Source organism: Patescibacteria group bacterium (assembly GCA_041651355.1).
In the GTDB taxonomy this organism is placed as follows: Bacteria; Patescibacteriota; Patescibacteriia; order Patescibacteriales; family UBA12465; genus JAPLVX01.
Window position 1 is genome coordinate 14,899 of sequence record JBAZJK010000004.1, and the last position, 17,532, is coordinate 32,430.

Consider the following 17,532-nt stretch of genomic DNA (forward strand, 5'->3'; position numbering starts at 1 on the left):
AAAGAGTTATGCCTACTCTTAATGGAGATTCACTGAAAATCGGCCATGTAATTTTGGTTGCTACGCGTAAGCCAGCAATTCAAGCTTTTCAGCGCAAAGCCGGATATGGCGATAGTTCCAAATGGACTCACGTTGCCGGTAGCCTTGGAGGATTAGATGCTGTTGAGGCAAATATCCCACAATCAAGAGTGATTAACTTACAAAAGGAGTATGTTGATAGAGGATTTGAAATAAAAGTTATGCGAAGAAAAGGTCAAATTGAACACAAGCGCTATAAGGTCGCTCTATGGTGGGCAACAATGAATAACTTACCTTATGATGCCCTGCAGTTCTTTTGGTTTCCTTTGTCAATTTTGTGTGGTAAGATTGGTTTAGTTTTGCATAGTTTATTTAGCAGTAAAAAAAGATTTGTTTGTTCTGAGCTGATAGCAGCAGGTTTTTATAAAGAAGGCGATTATCTTTTTAATAAGCCGCAACAAGAAGCGTTACCTGCCGATTTTGATAATCCTGCCTTGTTTGAAGAAGTAAAAGATATTTGGCTTGCAAACAGACGATAGGTTTACCGTATACTCACGTTAAAAAAAAGATTGTTAACCTCTATTAGAAACAGTAGGGGTTATTTTTTTGGACAAAGGAATTCTGTATATTGCGAAAAACGAAAAAAAAATTACGAAAAACACTTGACAAAATACGAAAATCGCGCTATATAAATAATTGATGAAAAAAGAAATCAAATATGGAAATATTTTTGATGTAGGGCTCGACGAGCCGGTATACACGAGCGGGGTCATTAATAAACTTCTCGGTATACCAGTGTGGGTTCTTAAGCAGCTCGATAAAGAGAATATTATTCGTCCACTCAGAAAAAAAGGTAAGTCGCGGCTATACTCGAAAAACGAACTAAACAAATTAAGCCATATTTGGTATCTGATGAAAGAGAAGGGAGTAAAAGTGGACGGTTTAAAAATTATATTAGAGATGGAAGAGAAAATGTTTGCAAAGACCTAAATTTTTTTACCCGTATGTTGGCACTCTTCTCTATCAAGTGCTATTAGGAGTGGAAGATTATAGGAGGTGATTAATATGGATTTAGTTCCTTGGAAACCACTAGACCGTTTATGGGATCCATTCTCTGAAATTGAGCAGCTCCAGGAGCGCATGAACAGCCTTTTTAGTTCCTCGCTTGCCCGGTTTCCCGAGAAAAAGGGCCAGATGATGTTTAAGGGCTGGGGCCCTGAAGTGGATATTCACGACCTTAAAGACAAGGTAGTGGTTAAGGCGGATATTCCCGGCATGGAGAAGAAGGATTTTGATATTTCAGTATATGGCAACACCCTGGTTATTAAAGGCGAGAAGAAACACGCGCAAGAGATTAAGGAAAAGGATTGCGTACGCTCAGAAAGGTTCTACGGCAGCTTTAACCGCACGGTTACTCTTCCGGCAGAGGTTGATGACCGCAGAGTAAAAGCAACATATAAGGAAGGGGTATTAGAGCTTATTCTTCCCAAAAAGAAAGGCTCACGATACCGGAATATTAAAGTCGAAGTAAAATAAAAAATACAATAAAAACTTAAATCTTATTTTTCCTTCATCGTAAGGGAGGTGACAAATCTTTGCCATGAAGAAACGAAAAACTGTCGCTAAAAAGAAATCTTTGACACGGACAAAAACTCTTAAGGAAAAGCCCATTGAAGAGAAGGAAGAGATGAAACCAGAGATAACTCAACAGGACATTCAAGGAAAGGAGGAGGTGGCTATGCAGATTACGCCATTAGGAGACAGGATTTTAGTTAAGCCTTTGGAAGCTGAAGAGAAGACCAAAGGAGGGATTATCTTACCGGATACTGCCAAGGAGAAGCCGCAGGAGGGTAGAGTTGTGGCAGTGGGCAAGGGTAAGGTTTTAGATGATGGCAAGGTTCAACCCTTAGAAGTTAAGCCCGGAGATAAAATCCTCTACGGAAAATATTCCGGCACAGAAATAAAATTAGAAGACGAAGAGCATCTGATTATTAAGGAAGAGGATGTTTTAGCTATAATCACTGATTAAAAATGAAAGAGAGGTGAATTCAATATGGCAAAACAACTTTCTTTTGGTGAAGAGGCCAGGCAGAAAATATTAAAAGGCGTAGAGAAATTGTCTGATGCGGTAGTAGTTACCTTAGGTCCCAAAGGCCGTAATGTAGTTTTGGATAAAAAATTCGGCTCACCGACTATTACTAAAGACGGCGTTACGGTAGCAAAAGAAATCGAGCTTGAGGATGCCTATGAAAATATGGGCGCTCAGATGGTTAAGGAAGTAGCTGAGAAGACATCTGATACTGCGGGTGATGGTACGACTACAGCTACGCTTTTGACTCACTCAATCTATAAGGAAGGCATGAAAAACGTCACTGCCGGCGCCAATCCTATGGGCCTTAAAAGAGGCATAGACAAGGCAGTGGAAGTGGTCATTGATGAGCTGAAAAGAATGGCAAAACCGATTAAAGACAAAAAAGAAACCAGCCAGATCGCCACTATCTCAGCCAACGGGGACGAAACCATAGGCAATCTCTTGGCTGATGCTATGGATAAAGTAGGCAAGGATGGCGTGGTCACTGTAGAAGAAGCAAAGTCTATGGCCACAACCCTTGATGTAGTTGAGGGTATGCAATTTGACCAGGGGTATCTTTCTCCTTACTTTGTGACTGATGCCGAGAGGATGGAGTGCGTGTTGGAAGAGCCGTATATTTTAATCTATGAGAAAAAAATATCGGCGGTAAAAGACATCATTCCATTGCTTGAGAAAACCGCCCAGCAGGGTAAGCCACTGCTAATTATTTCAGAAGAGGTTGAAGGCGAAGCCTTGGCAACCTTGGTAGTTAACAAGATTAGGGGTACGCTCAATGTCTGTGCGGTAAAAGCTCCGGGTTACGGCGACAGAAGAAAGGCAATGCTTCAAGATATTGCTATTCTAACCGGCGGGAAGATGCTTGCCGAAGACTTAGGTATCAAATTAGAGAGCACTCAGTTATCTGATTTGGGCAAAGCCAAGAGAGTCAAAATTGATAAGGAAAATACCACCATAATCGAAGGAGCGGGTAAAACCTCGGATATTAAAGGAAGAATTGAGCAAATAAAGAAGGAAATTGACAAAACCGATTCTGATTATGATCGGGAGAAACTTCAGGAACGTTTAGCAAAGCTCTCAGGTGGTGTGGCGGTAGTTAATGTGGGCGCTGCTACCGAAACTGAGATGAAAGAAAAGAAAATGCGCGTTGAGGATGCGCTTCATGCCACTAGGGCAGCAGTTGAAGAGGGTATTGTTCCTGGAGGCGGGGTTGCACTTCTAAGGACGATTCCCCGGGTGGAAGCTCTTAAACTTGAAGGGGATGAGAAAATAGGAGTTGATATTGTGAGGCGTGCCCTGGAAGAGCCAATCAGGCAGATTGCCCAGAATGCCGGGGTGGAAGGTGTGGTAGTAGCTCAAAAAGTCAAAGACGAAAAAGGCTCTTTTGGTTACAACGCCGAAACAGGCGAATACACTGATTTAATTAAGTCAGGTGTTATTGACCCGGTAAAAGTGGTGAGGCTTGCCATACAGAATGCTTCAAGTATTGCAGGGCTCATGCTTACTACAGAGGCAGTAGTTTGTGACCTCCCGGAAAAAGAAAAAATGCCTCCCATGCCGCCATCGCCGCATGGTGAGTATTAATCGCAACTAAAGGTTAAAAATAGAGGGCTGCTGTCGTTATTAATGGCGGCAGCCCTTTATCACAAAAAATAAAAATAGTAAAACGTTATGATAAATAGCTATGCACGAAAATATACTCAAAAACATAGATATTGTGGCATTAGAGAAAGAATACGGGGTGTTAAAAAAATCAAATGGTAATTATCGTTGCCGTAAATGCCTGATGATAGACGGTTATGCCGAAGAAGAAAAGAAATGCCGCTGGTGCGGTTACGAGCTTTTTGAGATAGATAAGGCATGAGTTCAAAAAGAAAGCTACAGATTAAATTCAGGCAAAAATTGAAGAGACGCCGAAGGCGGCTTAATCTGCTAAAGAAAGGCATTGATCCAAAAGATTATTTTTGTGGGGGATGTTATCTAAGAAACAATTCAAAAACACAATGGAAAGAAAGCCAAAATTTGTAACAACGGATAGTTCTAAGAAAGAAAAGCCATGTTGCCAGACGCTGAATAAACAGAAATCAGAGATTGAGAATTATATTGTCCAGCTTGTTGAGGCTCGTGAGGATTTTATTAAAACCAAATGGGCATGGGGAATTATTAAAGCAATAGAGCCATTGTCAGGAGAAAAGGTATCGAAGGGCAAGAAATCGTTTTTATGCGAAAAGTGCGAATCTTATATTATGCCCCGTAAAAGACTAGCAGAGTTGGTGATATTAGGCAGTAAGGGCTAAGATAGTAATATGGCGATGAGCGGAAAAATCAGGTGTCCCTGGTGCGAAAAAATTTTTGATTCCCCTGCAAACCGCAAAGACAAAGATACCATAGAATGCCCAGCTTGCTTTACTAAATTGGAGATTACGCAAGCTTCTCCAGTGCAAGTAAAAATAGCTGGCGAAGTTGATGATTATATGTACGAAGAATATGATGATTGGAAATAAATAAGCCTTATTTTATGAAAGGGGCAAAGAGAGATGAAAAAAGATTTGAAGTGCAGAAAACATAAATATATAGGTAAGAGAATGGAAATCGTTCCTTTGCATACGGGTCTGCCTACAGAATGTAAGATTTGCGGCAAAATGTATTTTTCCGATAACCCTTTGGTTTTTAGAACAGCCTCTCTTAAGAAAGTAAGTATCTGCACTGCTTGCCAGGAAAAGTTGCATTGCGCTAAATGTAAACAGAAATTCATATTAAAGAAATTTTTTGTTGCAGAATGCACTCAGTGCGGTAATTTGGAATTCTACTGCAAGAAGTGTAGTAAAAAATTGCCGACCTTGCCTTTAGGTTGCGAGCCGCATGAGCAGATTTTACGCAAGATGCAGACAATTCTAAGAGAGTATATGCCGGATCTTGGCGATAATCTGCCTAAAAATTTAAAAGACCTTAAGAAATTCAAAGGTTTTGGGGATATACCTTCATACCTTTTTCTCCATTTCAATATCATTCTGCCTCCGGATTTTGGCAAGTTTGAAGAGGAAGACGATGATGCGGATTGGTGGAAGAAATAAGATAATGGATAGCCTTATTAACAAATACATCGTGTATCTGATAGCAACTAAAAAAGAGTTTTCCAAGCAACTTATTTTCAAAGATGGACATGGCAAGCAAAATTATAGGGAAAGAGGAAATGAGAAAGTCAGCGGATTTAAAACGGAATAAGAGATTACCTCTAATTGAAATCATGGCGGGCCTTTTTGGGCAAGCCTCTACTGTGGGGATGTCGGCATGGATTCCTCCCTCGTCAATTTATAAATTTAGCAAAATATCTTCAAAGTAAAAATAGATGTTTCGCGAAATATATGAGGCCAAAAGAATAAATGATGTGGGACGAAAAAGAAGACGAACAGGACCGGCAATTCGAAAAAATGACGGCTACGCATTTGTATTGCAACAATTGCGGCAGGTCAATGCCGGTGCAAGAAATATTGCTGTTGGTGTTGCCCGACGGTGAATTATACGATTACCGTTGTATGCAATGCCATGAATCAGTTGGCACGCGCAAGGAAACAAAAAGGCCATCTTTAGAGATAAAAGGCGGATAAATTAAATATATGGACATTGCTAAATGTATTTACCGGGTTTCTCAAGGGGTATTTTTTGTAGTATTAAAATTATTCTTCCGCTTAGAGATAAAAGGCAAGGAAAATATACCTCAAAATGGCCCTGTCATATTAGTTGCCAATCACTTCAGCCTTCTTGATCCATTCGTAGTCACCTGTTGCACAGACCGCATTATCCACTGGTTAGTAGCCAGTTGGGTTTTTAGAATCAAGCCCTTTTCTTTCTTTGCTAAACGGATTCCATTCTTAAAAGTAGAGCCGGGCAAAGGCAATAATAAAGAAGCGCTTAAACAGGCGATGAGCATTCTAAGGGACGGCCGTGTTATCGGAGTATTCCCTGAAGGGAAATTAGCAAAGAACGGCGGATTAAATCCATTCTTTTCTGGTACTGCGTATCTCGGAATCAAATCCAAAGTTCCTATCATTCCGCTATATATAAACGGTAGTGACAAACTGCATAAGATTTCAGTCTTCATTGGAGAAGAATTTTCTTTTGACGGAATATACGATCCTGCAAATAAAGAGCATTTGGCAGAATGCAGCCTGTTTATTAGACATAGAATAGAAGAATTAAAGAATGGAGCGGATGATAGGCCTAAGGATCTATATAGTATTAAAACTCCATGTTAAAACGTATTGATTCTTTAATTTTTTTTATTAAAATAAGCTTTTATAGGAATCTAATTATAAGGGAACAAACAGCGATACCCAAAAGACGATCACTGTTGAACTAAAAACAATCACTTCTTTGAAAGTTGTCGAGAAGGTAAGAGTTGAGGTTAAATGCGACAGCAATAAAACAGGGACTGTAACAGTAATTCAGACGAAGAAAGACAAAAAATAAAAGGAGGTGGATAAAATGAGATACATGCTGGTTGTAGGTTTGGTGGTTGTGTTAAGTTCCACTTTTTGCTTTGCCCAGATGCCGGTAACGCCTAACGTTTCTCCTCTTTCGACAAGCGCATCTGAAACAAAGATCCTCAGTGGTAAAGTTGATTCTGTAACAGTTGCCGATCCTGTAAAAGGCACAAAGTCAGAAATCACCGTTGTGGATGAGGCCGGAAATAAGACTACGGTTTCAATTTCGCCTACCACGAAGATCTATGATAACGACTGGAAAACCATATCTCTGGATCAGGTTAAAAAAGACGACAGCATCAAAGTAACATATGCTGTGATAGAAGGTATCAATGAAGCTGTTTCAGTTAATTTAAAGAAATAGCAGGGGATATTCCTTTATTGCGGCGGACATTTGGACAGATGTCCGCCGCCTTTCCATGTAATCAAAAAATGTTCAAGAGAGGTCTATTTATAACAGGTCTTTTTGCGGTATGTTTTCTTCCCCTGGGCATTCTTGCGAATAAGGCGCATGCTGTATTAGACAAAACAAAAGACAAGATTGGCGTTGTATATTGGCACGGCAATCCCGCAGAAAGAAAAATCGCGCTTACCTTTGACGACGGTCCGAATGAGCCTTATACGTCGCAGATTTTAAATATCCTTAAATCATATAATATCAAAGCCACCTTTTTCTTGATCGGCAAAAACGTAGATTCCTATCCAGAAATAGCCAGGAGGATAGTAAGAGAAGGACATTGCATAGGCAATCATACTTACAGTCATCCTGATTTAGCTTTGGAGTTGAAGTTCCAAATTGACGAGCAGATAAAAGCATGTGAAGACGCCATATTTAATGCCACAGGCATACGGACAAATCTATTCAGGCCTCCTTACGGCCTTGATAACCCATGGGTTTTTAGGGAGGCAGAAAACTTGGGTTACGTAATAATCAAGTGGTCAGTAACCGGCGGCAACGGAGGAGCAGAGATAACGGCAGATAAGATTGTAAAGAGAATACTGGATAGCGTTGAAAACGGTTCTATTATACTGCTTCATGACGGAAACAGGCTTGCCAAAGGGGCAGACCGTAGCCAACTGGTAAAAGCGCTGCCTGTAATTATCGAATCCCTTCAAAGGAGAGGCTATCAATTTGTTACAATACCGGAATTATTGAATCTTAATAGTCGTATTCCGGATATTCCCACAGCCATATAAAACAAGGAGGTTGGAAAATGAATTATACGGGCGTAACGGCAATTAACGAAAAGGTAAAGCAGGAAAGCAGTTTTGTCATCAGCCTAAAGCAGGAGATAGAAAAGGTTATTGTCGGGCAAAAATATTTGATTGAGCGGCTCTTAGTTGGGCTTTTAGCCAATGGCCATATGCTTGTTGAAGGCGTGCCCGGACTTGCCAAAACACTTTCTGTAAAAACCCTATCGCATGCGATTAATACGAAATTCCAGAGAATTCAGTTTACCCCTGACCTTCTGCCTGCGGATTTAATCGGGACGCTTGTTTATAATCCTAAAGATGGGGCATTTACTACCAAAAAAGGCCCTATTTTTGCCAATATTATTTTGGCTGATGAGATTAACCGCGCTCCGGCAAAAGTGCAGAGCGCGCTCTTAGAAGCAATGCAGGAAAGACAAGTTACCATTGGCGAGAATACTTTTAAATTAGACGAGCCGTTTTTGGTGATGGCTACACAAAACCCGATAGAACAAGAAGGAACCTATCCTTTGCCTGAAGCGCAGGTTGACAGGTTTATGCTAAAAATCAACATCACCTATCCGAATAAAGATGAAGAGCGCAAGATTCTTAAAGAAATGAGTGTTACGGATAAGGAGATAAAGGTTTCTCCGGTAGTCGGGCCCGAAGACATTAAGCGCGCCCGGAGAGTAGTTAATGAAATCTATATGGATGAGAAGCTTGAGAATTACATTATTGATATTGTGTTTGCTACCAGAGAGCCAGCCAAATATAAGTTGAACGATTTAACCAATTTAATCCAGTATGGCGCTTCTCCACGCGCAAGCATTTATTTGACGCTTGCCTCAAAAGCTTATGCTTTTATCCAGGGTAGAGGCTATGTCACGCCACAGGATGTAAAGTCCATTGGTCCGGATATCTTAAGGCATAGGGTGATTGTCAGCTACGAAGCAGAGGCAGAGGAGAAGACGTCGGAAGATATTATTAAGCGTATATTTGATGAGGTTGAGGTTCCTTAAATGATCCCTAAAGAAGTTTTAAAACAGATTAGGCGCATTCAGATAACCACCTCGCGTATGGTTACTGATGTATTTTCCGGGCAATACCAGAGTGTGTTTAAGGGAAGGGGTATGGAGTTTGATGAAGTGCGAGAATACCAGGTAGGTGATGAAATCCGCTCTATTGACTGGAATGTTACTGCGCGCATGGGGCATCCATATATTAAGAAGTTTATGGAGGAAAGAGAGCTGACGGTAATGTTGTTATTGGATTTGTCTGGCTCTTCTTATTTCGGCACAGTTAATAAATTAAAAAGGCAAATTGCCGCAGAGATTTGCTCGGTCTTGGCTTTTTCGGCAATTCGCAATAATGATAAAGTAGGGCTGATTATTTTTACTGATAAAATCGAGAAATTTGTCCCGGCCAAAAAAGGCATAAGCCATGTTCTGCGCATCATTAGAGAGGCATTGTATTTTAACCCACAAGGCAAAAAAACAGACATTCCCGCGGCCTTAGAATATCTCAATAAAGTATGCAAGCGTAGCACAGTTACTTTTATTGTCTCTGATTTTTATGATGCTAACTTTGAGAAGCCGCTTTCCATTGCCAATAAGCGCCACGATTTGGTGAGTATTACTATAACCGACCCCAAAGAGCTGGATTTGCCTAATATCGGCATGGCGCAATTCGATGATCCGGAAACCGGCAAGACATTTAATCTGGATACCTCAAATGAAACTTTACGCCGCTCTTTCCGGGAGAACGCATTAAAGATAACAGGCGAACGCAAGAAAACATTTGATAGATTGGGGGTAGATAGCGTAGATATCCGCTGCGATATCCCCTACAACCGCACCTTATTTAAATTTTTCCGCATGCGGGAAAGGAGGTTACGTTAAATGCGCCAGGTTTTCTTTTCCATAATTATAGTTTTAATGTTAGCGGTTTTAATGTTTTTGGTGGCAAATTTACCTACACGGATAGTTAAACCTAAAGAGCAGAGTTCTTTCTTGACCAGCCCAAGCCAGATAGACTATGCTAACAAGCTTTTAAGCAAAGGGCTAAAGAGTGAGGCCGCTGAAGCATTCGAAGAATATCTTGCTGTTGGCAAGATACAGCCACAAGAAGAGGCACAGTTTTTATATAAACTAGGCAGTATTTATATGGAGTTATATAAGTATGAGAAGGCGCTGAAAAGTTTCTATAAAGCAGAGATGTTAAATCCAAAGGCAGACTTCGCTCAAGAAATGAACCAAAAGATAATTGAGGCATTGGAGAATTTGGGAATGAGCAGCCAGGCCAGATACGAATTGGAGGCGCGGACTTCTTTGGGCAAAGAAAAACAGGCAAAGGGAAAGGTAGTTGCGCGTATCGGAAAAAGAGAAATAACCGATACTGAGATTGATGAAGCTATCAAGAATGTTCCGCAATGGATGAGAAAGAGTTTAGAAGAGCCAGAAAGGCGCCTGGAATTCATTAGAAATTACGTCGGGCAGGAAGTTCTTTATACAAAAGCAAAGCGTTTAGGGTTGGACACAAAAGAAGAAACCCGCTCAACCTTAGAGCAGCTAAAAAAACAGATTGTGGTTGAACAGCTTTTAGGTAAAGAGATACAGGAAAAACTGGATAAGATTAGCCCCGAAGATATCAAATTATATTACGAAGCCAATAAAGATAGTTTTAGTGAGCCAGCACAAATAAAGGTAGCTTTCTTAAGCTTTGAAAACGAATCCCAAAAAGACGAAATGGTTCAAAAGCTCAAGAAACAGGAAGGAAAATCCCAGGAGGCTTCGATTACAGAAGGAGACTCAAGTATTGCCGGTATCGGAGAGGCAAAGGATGTAATTGCCGGCCTATTCCTTAAAGAAAAGGGGCAAATAAGCGATCCTTTAAAGATAAAAGATAAGTTTTACGTTTTTTCTATACTTGAGAAAAGACAGAAACGACAGAAAAGTTTTGATGAAGTGAAATCAGAAGTTGAATACGAATATAAGATGAAGAAGCAACAGGAAATAAGCCAGGATTTGCTTAAAAAAGCATTGGAAGAGCAAGAAGTAGAAATTTTTGAAACAGGAAATAAGAATGAGACCAAAAAAGATAATTAATTTAATCTGCGCCATTTTCTGCTTAGGAGTGTTTTTGGTAAACAGCAGTATTTCTTTTGCGGCTCAAAATAAGGGAAAGAAAAATTCAGACATCGAAGCGACTGCCGCAGTGGATAAAACTTCAATACAAATAGGCGATAAGTTCACCTATACAATTACGGCAAAGGCAAAAAAGAATATTGAAGTTGAATTCCCGCAAATTCTTCCAGAGAGCTTATCCGGTTTTGCGATTAAAGACTTCGGATCTAGCGCCAAAGGTCTATTTGGGAAAAAAACTTTCAAACAATGGTATCTCTTAGATACTTATGTCAGCGGCGAGCATACTATTCCGGCGTCAGTAGTTAAATATCGCACTAAAGGCCAAACTGATTGGCAGGAGCTAAGCATAAATGAAGTAAAATTGGAGGTTAAAAGCGTACTGGATAATGCTTCAAATCGAGCGGATATCCGCGATATAAGGGGGCCTAAAAGTTTTACCAGCAGAATGTGGCTCTATATCTTAATAGCATCAGCATTTCTTTTAATTATAGGAGGAGTTTTTGGTTTTATTTTTTTGAATAAAAAGCAAGAGGAATTCAAGGCACCGCCGCTCCTAGCGCACATTATTGCTTATGAAGCCTTGGCGGCATTAGAGAAAAAGGACTATATTCGCAAAGGACAAACCAAGGCTTATTACATAGAACTCTCAGATATTGTGCGGCATTATCTTGAAAACAGATTTAATATCCGAGCTCCGGAGATGACCACCGAGGAATTTCTGCTTAAGGTTAAAGAGGATAGCTCTTTATCGGTTGAGCATAAAGGCTTATTACGTGATTTTCTGACTAATTGCGACTTGGTTAAATTCGCAAAATATCAACCTGCCCAAACAGAAGCAAGTTTAGCGCTTGCCTCGGCAAGAAGATTAGTTGATCAGACTAAACAAGAAAATAAGTTGTAGAATATGCTTATTCAAAATCCCATATATTTTTTATTAATTCCCGTTGCGGCGGGGATTGTTTATTATTCTTTGCGCAAGAATAAATCTCCTGGAATCCGGTTTTCTTCGGAGAGGTTTCTAACCATAAGCAGCCCTACCTTTAAAACCCTATGCAGCCGATATATTTGGGTCTTGCGCCTGCTGGTGTTTGTATTCTTGGCTCTTGCCTTAGCCAGGTTTCGAGTGCCGATTGAGGAGTCAAAGATTCAGACTGAAGGCATTGATATTATTCTTGCCTTGGATACCTCAACCAGTATGCTGGCAGAGGATTTTACTCTGCGAGGCAGGCGGGCAAACCGTTTAGATGTAGTAAAAGATGTTGTAGAAAACTTTATTCAGGGAAGGAAAAATGATCGCATCGGCATTGTTGCCTTCGCTGCCCGCGCCTATACCGCAAGCCCCTTAACGCTTGATTACGGTTGGCTGCTTGAGAATCTTAAGCGCGTTAAAATCGGCATGATCGAAGACGGTACGGCTATCGGCTCGGGCTTATCAGTTGCTCTTAAGCGGCTGGAGAATACCAAAGCAAAGAGTAAAATCGTAATTCTTTTGACTGATGGTATAAACAATGCGGGAAAAATCTCGCCTTCTTTGGCAGCCGAGGCTGCTAAGGCTTTAAAGGTGAAAGTATATACCATCGGAGCAGGAACCAAAGGCATGGCGCCGTACCCGATGAAAGACTTCTTTGGCAATACTGTGTATCAGCCGGTAAAAATAGATATTGATGAGGATAGTCTGATAAATATCGCCTCCAAGACAGAAGGCAAATATTTCCGCGCTACAGATACAAAATCATTAAAAGAAATTTATGCTGAAATTGACCGCATGGAAAAAAGCCCTATTGAAGAAAAGGGATATATGGAATACCGGGAATTGTTCCCGATATTTTTAACTATTGCTATGGCGCTCTTGTTGTTAGAGGTTTTATTGAGAAACACAATTTTACGGAGAATTCCTTAAGTATGAGATTTGCCAATATACAAGCAGCTCATCTTTTTTGGTTAATCATAGCCGTGATAGGTTTCTTTTTCTGGGTAAACGCAAGGAGAAAGAGATCTCTGGAAGCCTTTGCCGATAAAAACCTCTTAGCTACGCTCCTTGCTTCTTTTGATATTCGTAAATACAGATTAAAACAGGTTTTGATTATTGTAGTTTTCTCATTAGCAGCTTTTTCTTTTATGCGTCCGCAATGGGGGTTTAAGTGGCAAGAGATAAAACGCAGAGGCTTGGATATATTGGTAGCAGTAGATGTGTCCAAGAGTATGTTGGCAGAAGATATAAAACCGAATCGCCTGGAACGCGCAAAACTTGCGTTAGGAGACTTTGTTAAGCATCTTAAAGGCGACCGTATCGGGCTGATTGCTTTCTCCGGAAGCGCTTTTGTGCAATGCCCGCTCACTGTAGATTATAGCGGATTTCTTTTGTCCGTAGAGGCGCTTGATATAAATACTATCCCTAAGGGTGGAACCTCAATTTCCAGCGCAATTCGGCAGGCGATGGAAAGCTATGAGGGCGGACTTAAGAAATATAAGGTGTTGATTATTATTACTGACGGCGAGGATCACGAGGGGGATCCGGTTAAGGCTGCGGAATTGGCTCAAAAAGAAGGCATAAAGATATTTTGCATAGGCATAGGCACAAACGAAGGTGAATTGATACCGGTAACTGATGAGAGTGGTAGTAAAGCCTTTTTGAAGGATAGAAGCGGAGCGGTGGTGAAAAGCAGGCTTGATGAAGCAACTCTGCAAAAAATAGCTCTGGCTACGGCGGGGAGTTATGTGCGCGCAAGCGCTAAAGAATTTGGGTTAGACTTAATTTATAAAGAGAAACTTTCGGAAATGGAGAAGAGAGAACTTGAGACCAAGATGGCTAAGCAGTATGAGGAGCGTTTTCAGATTCCGCTGTCCATTGTTTTCTTGCTTTTGGCATTCGAATTTCTCTTAAGCGATAGGAAGAAGGCGTTATGAGTAAAAGTTGCAGGATAGTTACATTTTTTATTAGCTTGTGTATTTTTGCGGTTGCGAACTTACCGTGCTTTGCTGCAACTGATGCTAAGAAAAACGTCAAGGAAGCAAACAGACTTTACAAACAAGGAAAGCTTGATGAGGCGCTACAGAAATATAATGATGCAAGCGTAGCCCTTCCTGATTCTGATATCGTAAACTTCAACATGGGGACAGCATTATATAAAAAAGAAGATTACGAGAAGGCGCAAGATGCCTTTACTAAAGCCTTAACCAGCGAAGATAAGAAGCTCGAAGCAGATGCCTTATATAATTTGGGGAATTGCAAATATAAATTGGGTAAGCTTAAAGAAAATACGGATTTATCAACCACCGTAGCACTTTTGCGGGAGTCATTGGATTATTATAAAAGAGCGATAGATTTAGACCAGAAAAATACCGATGCGCGTTTTAACCATGAGTTTGTTGAAAGAGAGCTGAAGGTTTTACTGGATAAATTAAAGCAGCAACAATCTAGTACCGATAAACAGAAAGAACAAGAGAAGCAACAGGGGGAACAGAAGCAAGGCACTTGCCCTACTGGTAAAGAACAAGGTAGAGAAGATAAGGAAAAAGAAGGATCCGCTCAAGAAAAAGCGCAACAGCAACAAGAAAAAGAAGGTCAAGAGGGGCAGTCGCAACAAGAGGAGCAAGCAGCCGCAGAAGAAACACAACAAGAAGAGCAGGGTAAGGAGTTATCAGAAGAAGGGGCACGCGCACTTTTAGAGCGCTATGGCCAAGATGAAGCAGCTCCGGATTATACAGAGAAAGGCGCCAGGAGTTACGAGAGGGAAGTGCTAAAGGATTGGTAGCCCGCATTGTAAAGTTATGAAAAGGTTATTATCTTTTACATTATTGTTTGCGCTATGTTTGGTTTCAACAGTCAGCGCCAGCGATATTCAATTTGAGGTAACCGTTGACCGCAATAAAATAGCATTGGGCGAGGCGCTTCAGCTAAGTCTTGCTTTTCACGGCACTCAGAGTGTTTCTGCTCCAAGCATAGATAAAATAGAAGGTTTTGATAGCCGCTACCTTGGGCCCTCAACCATGGTTTCCATAGTGAATGGCGTAGTTACTAGCTCAATAACCCATATTTATACTTTGATTCCTTTAAAAACAGGAACATTTACAATAGGGCCGTTTTCCGCAGAAGTGCAAGGCAGGACCCTAACCTCTAAGCCGATAACCGTAGAAGTAGTTTCTGCTCCTTCCGGAGGCCAACCTTATCCTCGCCAACAAATCCAAGAGGAGCCTTCTACCACAAAAATAAGCCAAGATGAGTTAAAGGATAGGATATTTTTAATTTTGAGCGCGGGCAAAAGAAAGGCATACTTAAATGAGATTATGCCTTTAACTATAAAACTTTATGTTAACCGCTTGGGCGTGCGGGATATACAGTTCCCGGTGATAGAAACAAATGATTTCTCCATTGAGAAATTTGGACAGCCTAAGCAATACCGTGAGGAGTTTGGTGGCGTGTTGTATGATGTGATTGAATTTGCCACTGATATGTTCGCCATAAAGCCAGGTGAATTTACCTTGGGTCCGGCAAAATTAAATTGTAATTTAGTGGTCCGCCGGCAGGCTCAAGCGCACCGGAAAACTTTTTTTGACGACGATTTCTTTGGGGGAGCATTTAATGATGATATTTTTAATGATTTCTTCGGAAGATATGAGGCATATCCTTTGGAATTAAAATCTACAGAACTTCCGATCACAGTATTACCTTTGCCTCCAGAGGGAAAGCCGGAAGGTTTTGATGGGGCGCTGGGAAATTTTCAATTAAATGTTGAGGCAACGCCTCTTGAGGTAAAAGCAGGAGATCCTATTACCTTGAAAATGACAATAAAGGGAGAGGGGAATTTTGATAGCGTTAAAGCCCCTCGGTTACAATCCAAAGATGGCTTTAAGGTTTATGACCCACAGGTTAAACAGAATGGGAACGAGAAAATTTTTGAACAGGTAATTATTCCGGATTCGGAAAACATAACTCACATCCCGCAGATAAATTTCAGTTTCTTTAATACAAAAACCGGACAATATGAAGTCTTAACGCATGAGCCTATTCCGATAACGGTATTGAAAGCCGATGAGGCTCAAACAAAATTAATAGAATTACCCCAAGCTCAAGTTAAGATCGCGCAAAAAGAAGAGCTGGGAAGGGATATAATTTACCTTAAAAGCTCACCTGGCCAATTCAGGAAAATCGGCCGTTATCTTTATCAAAGTTTAGGCTTTTGGTGTTTGCAGATCTTAAGTTTTATTATATTCTTGAGCATCCTCATTTTTAATCTCAGACAACAAAGGTTGATGACCGACCAACGTTATGCGCGCAGGTTGCAGGCTCCGACAAAAGCAAAAAAAGGAATAAAAGAAATCGACAGGTTATTGAGGGAAGGTAAAACAGAAGCATTTTTTGACACGCTGTTTAAAACGGTCAAAGAATACCTGGCTGATAGATTCCATTTGCCCGCAGGCGGCATAACCGCGATTACCATTGAAGAACTAGCCAAAGAAAAAGGCATTGCCCAAGAAACCTTGGATAAAATAAAGAAAATTTTTGCTGATTGTGATATGGCTAGATACGCGCCCAGCCAATTTGGTCAGAAACAATTAGAAGATATCTTTCAAAGCCTCAAAGAGGTTATTGATTATCTGGAGAAACAAAAGGTATGAAAGTTAAGAATATCCACAATATTTTTCTTTTAATGGCGCTATTTTCATCTCTTTTCTTAGAAGCAGGATTTGCTTTCGATAATCAAGAAACAAGCGCTTTTAATCGGGCAAATGTTTATTATGAACAGGCTAATTATGACGAAGCAATTAAACAATACAATAGTATCCTTGAGACTGGCTGGGAAAGCGGGAATCTCTATTATAACCTTGGCAATTGTTATTTTAAGAAAGGTAAACTCGGAGAAGCTATTTTTTACTATGAAAAAGCTCGTAGATTTATGCCGCAAGATAGAGATCTAGAATCTAATTATGCATACGCCTGCTCGCTGATTAAAGACGGAATCATCAGCAGCCAGGTAAATCTGCCTGTAAGGTTATGGAATACCCTATTTGAAAAGCTTACCATTGATGGGTTGACAATATTGATCAGCGCGTTCTTTATATTGATTCTAATAAATATTTTGGTAAGTTTTTTCTTTGCGCCGCTTAAAAAGCAGGCTTTAATTTTTGCTATCTTTTTGGGGCTATGTTTTGTTATCGGTTTCATAGGCTTGGAGGGGAAAAAGTTTCTCTTAAATAAAGAAGCAATCGTAGTGACTGAGCAGGCCGAAGCCAAATTTGAGCCAATAGATAAGGCTACTACGCATTTTACACTTTACGAAGGGATGAAAGTAAAAGTTGTTGAATTCAGGGATAATTGGTATAAAGTAAGGCGTCCGGATAATAAAAGCGGATGGATTGAGAAGAGCGCCTTGTCTATCTTTTAAAGTAAGCTATCAGGAAATCCTGCCCTTTTCCTACGCGAGAATTTTTCTAATTTCCTTTATTCATAATTTATGGTAAAATTAACTTTAGCCCTTCCGCCCCCTGACAGCATTGATTTTTGTGTGTTCTTTGAGCAAAAAGGCAAATTTTGGTGCGGTCAAAATTTGCCTTTTTGCCCGCGCTTCTCAAGCATTGTTTGCGAGAGGCGCAGCATCCCGCCCCA

23 protein-coding genes are annotated in these 17,532 nt (G+C 40.5%); all 23 read left to right on the forward strand.

Features of this window, described 5'->3' with window-relative positions:
- The first annotated feature begins 8 nt into the window (after nt 1-8).
- The 23 genes from WC441_05045 (at nt 9) to WC441_05155 (ending at nt 17,311) form a co-directional block, all read left to right on the forward strand.
- The gene (locus tag WC441_05045; GenBank protein MFA5163852.1) at nt 9-557 is read left to right on the forward strand and encodes a hypothetical protein; all 549 of its coding nucleotides are present in this window, start codon (nt 9-11) and stop codon (nt 555-557) included.
- 160 nt (nt 558-717) lie between these two features.
- Nucleotides 718-1,008, forward strand: a complete 291-nt coding sequence (locus WC441_05050; GenBank protein ID MFA5163853.1) for a MerR family transcriptional regulator — start codon at nt 718-720, stop codon at nt 1,006-1,008.
- Between the two features lie 75 nt (nt 1,009-1,083).
- Nucleotides 1,084-1,554 (forward strand): Hsp20/alpha crystallin family protein, encoded by a 471-nt coding sequence (locus WC441_05055; GenBank protein ID MFA5163854.1) that lies wholly within the window; start codon nt 1,084-1,086, stop codon nt 1,552-1,554.
- Nucleotides 1,555-1,756: 202 nt separating this feature from the next.
- Nucleotides 1,757-2,047 (forward strand): co-chaperone GroES, encoded by a 291-nt coding sequence (gene groES / locus WC441_05060; protein MFA5163855.1) that lies wholly within the window; start codon nt 1,757-1,759, stop codon nt 2,045-2,047.
- Between the two features lie 24 nt (nt 2,048-2,071).
- Nucleotides 2,072-3,691 (forward strand): chaperonin GroEL, encoded by a 1,620-nt coding sequence (gene groL, locus WC441_05065; protein MFA5163856.1) that lies wholly within the window; start codon nt 2,072-2,074, stop codon nt 3,689-3,691.
- 100 nt (nt 3,692-3,791) lie between these two features.
- Nucleotides 3,792-3,971, forward strand: coding sequence for a hypothetical protein (locus tag WC441_05070; protein ID MFA5163857.1), 180 nt, complete (start codon nt 3,792-3,794; stop codon nt 3,969-3,971).
- Nucleotides 3,972-4,080: 109 nt separating this feature from the next.
- On the forward strand, nt 4,081-4,404 hold the full coding sequence (locus WC441_05075) for a hypothetical protein (GenBank protein MFA5163858.1): 324 nt from the start codon (nt 4,081-4,083) through the stop codon (nt 4,402-4,404).
- A gap of 9 nt (nt 4,405-4,413) precedes the next feature.
- Nucleotides 4,414-4,611: a hypothetical protein gene (locus WC441_05080; protein MFA5163859.1), complete on the forward strand. Its 198-nt coding sequence runs from the start codon at nt 4,414-4,416 to the stop codon at nt 4,609-4,611.
- Nucleotides 4,612-4,644: 33 nt separating this feature from the next.
- A complete protein-coding gene (locus tag WC441_05085; protein ID MFA5163860.1) occupies nt 4,645-5,181 on the forward strand; it encodes a hypothetical protein in 537 nt (178 codons plus the stop codon).
- Nucleotides 5,182-5,185: 4 nt separating this feature from the next.
- Nucleotides 5,186-5,332: a hypothetical protein gene (locus WC441_05090; protein ID MFA5163861.1), complete on the forward strand. Its 147-nt coding sequence runs from the start codon at nt 5,186-5,188 to the stop codon at nt 5,330-5,332.
- A gap of 158 nt (nt 5,333-5,490) precedes the next feature.
- Entirely contained in the window at nt 5,491-5,715 is a 225-nt protein-coding gene (locus WC441_05095) for a cytoplasmic protein (protein MFA5163862.1), read from the forward strand.
- A gap of 9 nt (nt 5,716-5,724) precedes the next feature.
- Nucleotides 5,725-6,363, forward strand: coding sequence for a lysophospholipid acyltransferase family protein (locus WC441_05100; GenBank protein ID MFA5163863.1), 639 nt, complete (start codon nt 5,725-5,727; stop codon nt 6,361-6,363).
- Nucleotides 6,364-6,592: 229 nt separating this feature from the next.
- Nucleotides 6,593-6,955, forward strand: a complete 363-nt coding sequence (locus WC441_05105) for a hypothetical protein (GenBank protein MFA5163864.1) — start codon at nt 6,593-6,595, stop codon at nt 6,953-6,955.
- A 68-nt stretch (nt 6,956-7,023) separates the two neighbouring features.
- The gene (locus WC441_05110) at nt 7,024-7,788 is read left to right on the forward strand and encodes a polysaccharide deacetylase family protein (GenBank protein ID MFA5163865.1); all 765 of its coding nucleotides are present in this window, start codon (nt 7,024-7,026) and stop codon (nt 7,786-7,788) included.
- A gap of 17 nt (nt 7,789-7,805) precedes the next feature.
- Nucleotides 7,806-8,801 (forward strand): MoxR family ATPase, encoded by a 996-nt coding sequence (locus tag WC441_05115; protein MFA5163866.1) that lies wholly within the window; start codon nt 7,806-7,808, stop codon nt 8,799-8,801.
- The gene (locus WC441_05120; GenBank protein ID MFA5163867.1) at nt 8,802-9,680 is read left to right on the forward strand and encodes a DUF58 domain-containing protein; all 879 of its coding nucleotides are present in this window, start codon (nt 8,802-8,804) and stop codon (nt 9,678-9,680) included.
- The gene (locus tag WC441_05125; GenBank protein MFA5163868.1) at nt 9,681-10,886 is read left to right on the forward strand and encodes a peptidyl-prolyl cis-trans isomerase; all 1,206 of its coding nucleotides are present in this window, start codon (nt 9,681-9,683) and stop codon (nt 10,884-10,886) included.
- On the forward strand, nt 10,864-11,826 hold the full coding sequence (locus tag WC441_05130; GenBank protein MFA5163869.1) for a hypothetical protein: 963 nt from the start codon (nt 10,864-10,866) through the stop codon (nt 11,824-11,826). The genes WC441_05125 and WC441_05130 overlap by 23 nt, the downstream gene beginning before the upstream one ends.
- Before the next feature lie 3 nt (nt 11,827-11,829).
- Complete coding sequence (locus tag WC441_05135) at nt 11,830-12,825, forward strand: VWA domain-containing protein (protein MFA5163870.1); 996 nt, start codon at nt 11,830-11,832, stop codon at nt 12,823-12,825.
- A 2-nt stretch (nt 12,826-12,827) separates the two neighbouring features.
- The gene (locus WC441_05140; GenBank protein ID MFA5163871.1) at nt 12,828-13,832 is read left to right on the forward strand and encodes a VWA domain-containing protein; all 1,005 of its coding nucleotides are present in this window, start codon (nt 12,828-12,830) and stop codon (nt 13,830-13,832) included.
- Nucleotides 13,829-14,680: a tetratricopeptide repeat protein gene (locus tag WC441_05145; GenBank protein ID MFA5163872.1), complete on the forward strand. Its 852-nt coding sequence runs from the start codon at nt 13,829-13,831 to the stop codon at nt 14,678-14,680. The genes WC441_05140 and WC441_05145 overlap by 4 nt, the downstream gene beginning before the upstream one ends.
- Nucleotides 14,681-14,696: 16 nt before the next feature.
- Nucleotides 14,697-16,544, forward strand: a complete 1,848-nt coding sequence (locus WC441_05150) for a BatD family protein (GenBank protein ID MFA5163873.1) — start codon at nt 14,697-14,699, stop codon at nt 16,542-16,544.
- On the forward strand, nt 16,541-17,311 hold the full coding sequence (locus WC441_05155; protein ID MFA5163874.1) for a tetratricopeptide repeat protein: 771 nt from the start codon (nt 16,541-16,543) through the stop codon (nt 17,309-17,311). Before WC441_05150 ends, WC441_05155 begins: the two co-directional genes overlap by 4 nt.
- The last annotated feature ends 221 nt before the right edge of the window (nt 17,312-17,532 follow it).

Excerpts from the sequence above, each read along its gene's own strand:
- WC441_05115 (MFA5163866.1), top strand. The coding sequence starts at position 7,806 with ATGAATTATACGGGCGTAACGGCAATTAACGAAAAGGTAAAGCAGGAA.
- WC441_05055 (MFA5163854.1), top strand. The coding sequence starts at position 1,084 with ATGGATTTAGTTCCTTGGAAACCACTAGACCGTTTATGGGATCCATTC.
- WC441_05110 (MFA5163865.1), top strand. The coding sequence starts at position 7,024 with ATGTTCAAGAGAGGTCTATTTATAACAGGTCTTTTTGCGGTATGTTTT.
- WC441_05090 (MFA5163861.1), top strand. The coding sequence starts at position 5,186 with ATGGATAGCCTTATTAACAAATACATCGTGTATCTGATAGCAACTAAA.
- WC441_05050 (MFA5163853.1), top strand. The coding sequence starts at position 718 with ATGAAAAAAGAAATCAAATATGGAAATATTTTTGATGTAGGGCTCGAC.
- WC441_05130 (MFA5163869.1), top strand. The coding sequence starts at position 10,864 with ATGAGACCAAAAAAGATAATTAATTTAATCTGCGCCATTTTCTGCTTA.
- groES (MFA5163855.1), top strand. The coding sequence starts at position 1,757 with ATGCAGATTACGCCATTAGGAGACAGGATTTTAGTTAAGCCTTTGGAA.
- WC441_05045 (MFA5163852.1), top strand. The coding sequence starts at position 9 with ATGCCTACTCTTAATGGAGATTCACTGAAAATCGGCCATGTAATTTTG.
- WC441_05140 (MFA5163871.1), top strand. The coding sequence starts at position 12,828 with ATGAGATTTGCCAATATACAAGCAGCTCATCTTTTTTGGTTAATCATA.
- WC441_05150 (MFA5163873.1), top strand. The coding sequence starts at position 14,697 with ATGAAAAGGTTATTATCTTTTACATTATTGTTTGCGCTATGTTTGGTT.
- WC441_05155 (MFA5163874.1), top strand. The coding sequence starts at position 16,541 with ATGAAAGTTAAGAATATCCACAATATTTTTCTTTTAATGGCGCTATTT.
- WC441_05145 (MFA5163872.1), top strand. The coding sequence starts at position 13,829 with ATGAGTAAAAGTTGCAGGATAGTTACATTTTTTATTAGCTTGTGTATT.
- WC441_05135 (MFA5163870.1), top strand. The coding sequence starts at position 11,830 with ATGCTTATTCAAAATCCCATATATTTTTTATTAATTCCCGTTGCGGCG.
- groL (MFA5163856.1), top strand. The coding sequence starts at position 2,072 with ATGGCAAAACAACTTTCTTTTGGTGAAGAGGCCAGGCAGAAAATATTA.
- WC441_05075 (MFA5163858.1), top strand. The coding sequence starts at position 4,081 with ATGTTATCTAAGAAACAATTCAAAAACACAATGGAAAGAAAGCCAAAA.
- WC441_05080 (MFA5163859.1), top strand. The coding sequence starts at position 4,414 with ATGGCGATGAGCGGAAAAATCAGGTGTCCCTGGTGCGAAAAAATTTTT.
- WC441_05085 (MFA5163860.1), top strand. The coding sequence starts at position 4,645 with ATGAAAAAAGATTTGAAGTGCAGAAAACATAAATATATAGGTAAGAGA.
- WC441_05100 (MFA5163863.1), top strand. The coding sequence starts at position 5,725 with ATGGACATTGCTAAATGTATTTACCGGGTTTCTCAAGGGGTATTTTTT.
- WC441_05105 (MFA5163864.1), top strand. The coding sequence starts at position 6,593 with ATGAGATACATGCTGGTTGTAGGTTTGGTGGTTGTGTTAAGTTCCACT.
- WC441_05070 (MFA5163857.1), top strand. The coding sequence starts at position 3,792 with ATGCACGAAAATATACTCAAAAACATAGATATTGTGGCATTAGAGAAA.
- WC441_05120 (MFA5163867.1), top strand. The coding sequence starts at position 8,802 with ATGATCCCTAAAGAAGTTTTAAAACAGATTAGGCGCATTCAGATAACC.
- WC441_05095 (MFA5163862.1), top strand. The coding sequence starts at position 5,491 with ATGATGTGGGACGAAAAAGAAGACGAACAGGACCGGCAATTCGAAAAA.
- WC441_05125 (MFA5163868.1), top strand. The coding sequence starts at position 9,681 with ATGCGCCAGGTTTTCTTTTCCATAATTATAGTTTTAATGTTAGCGGTT.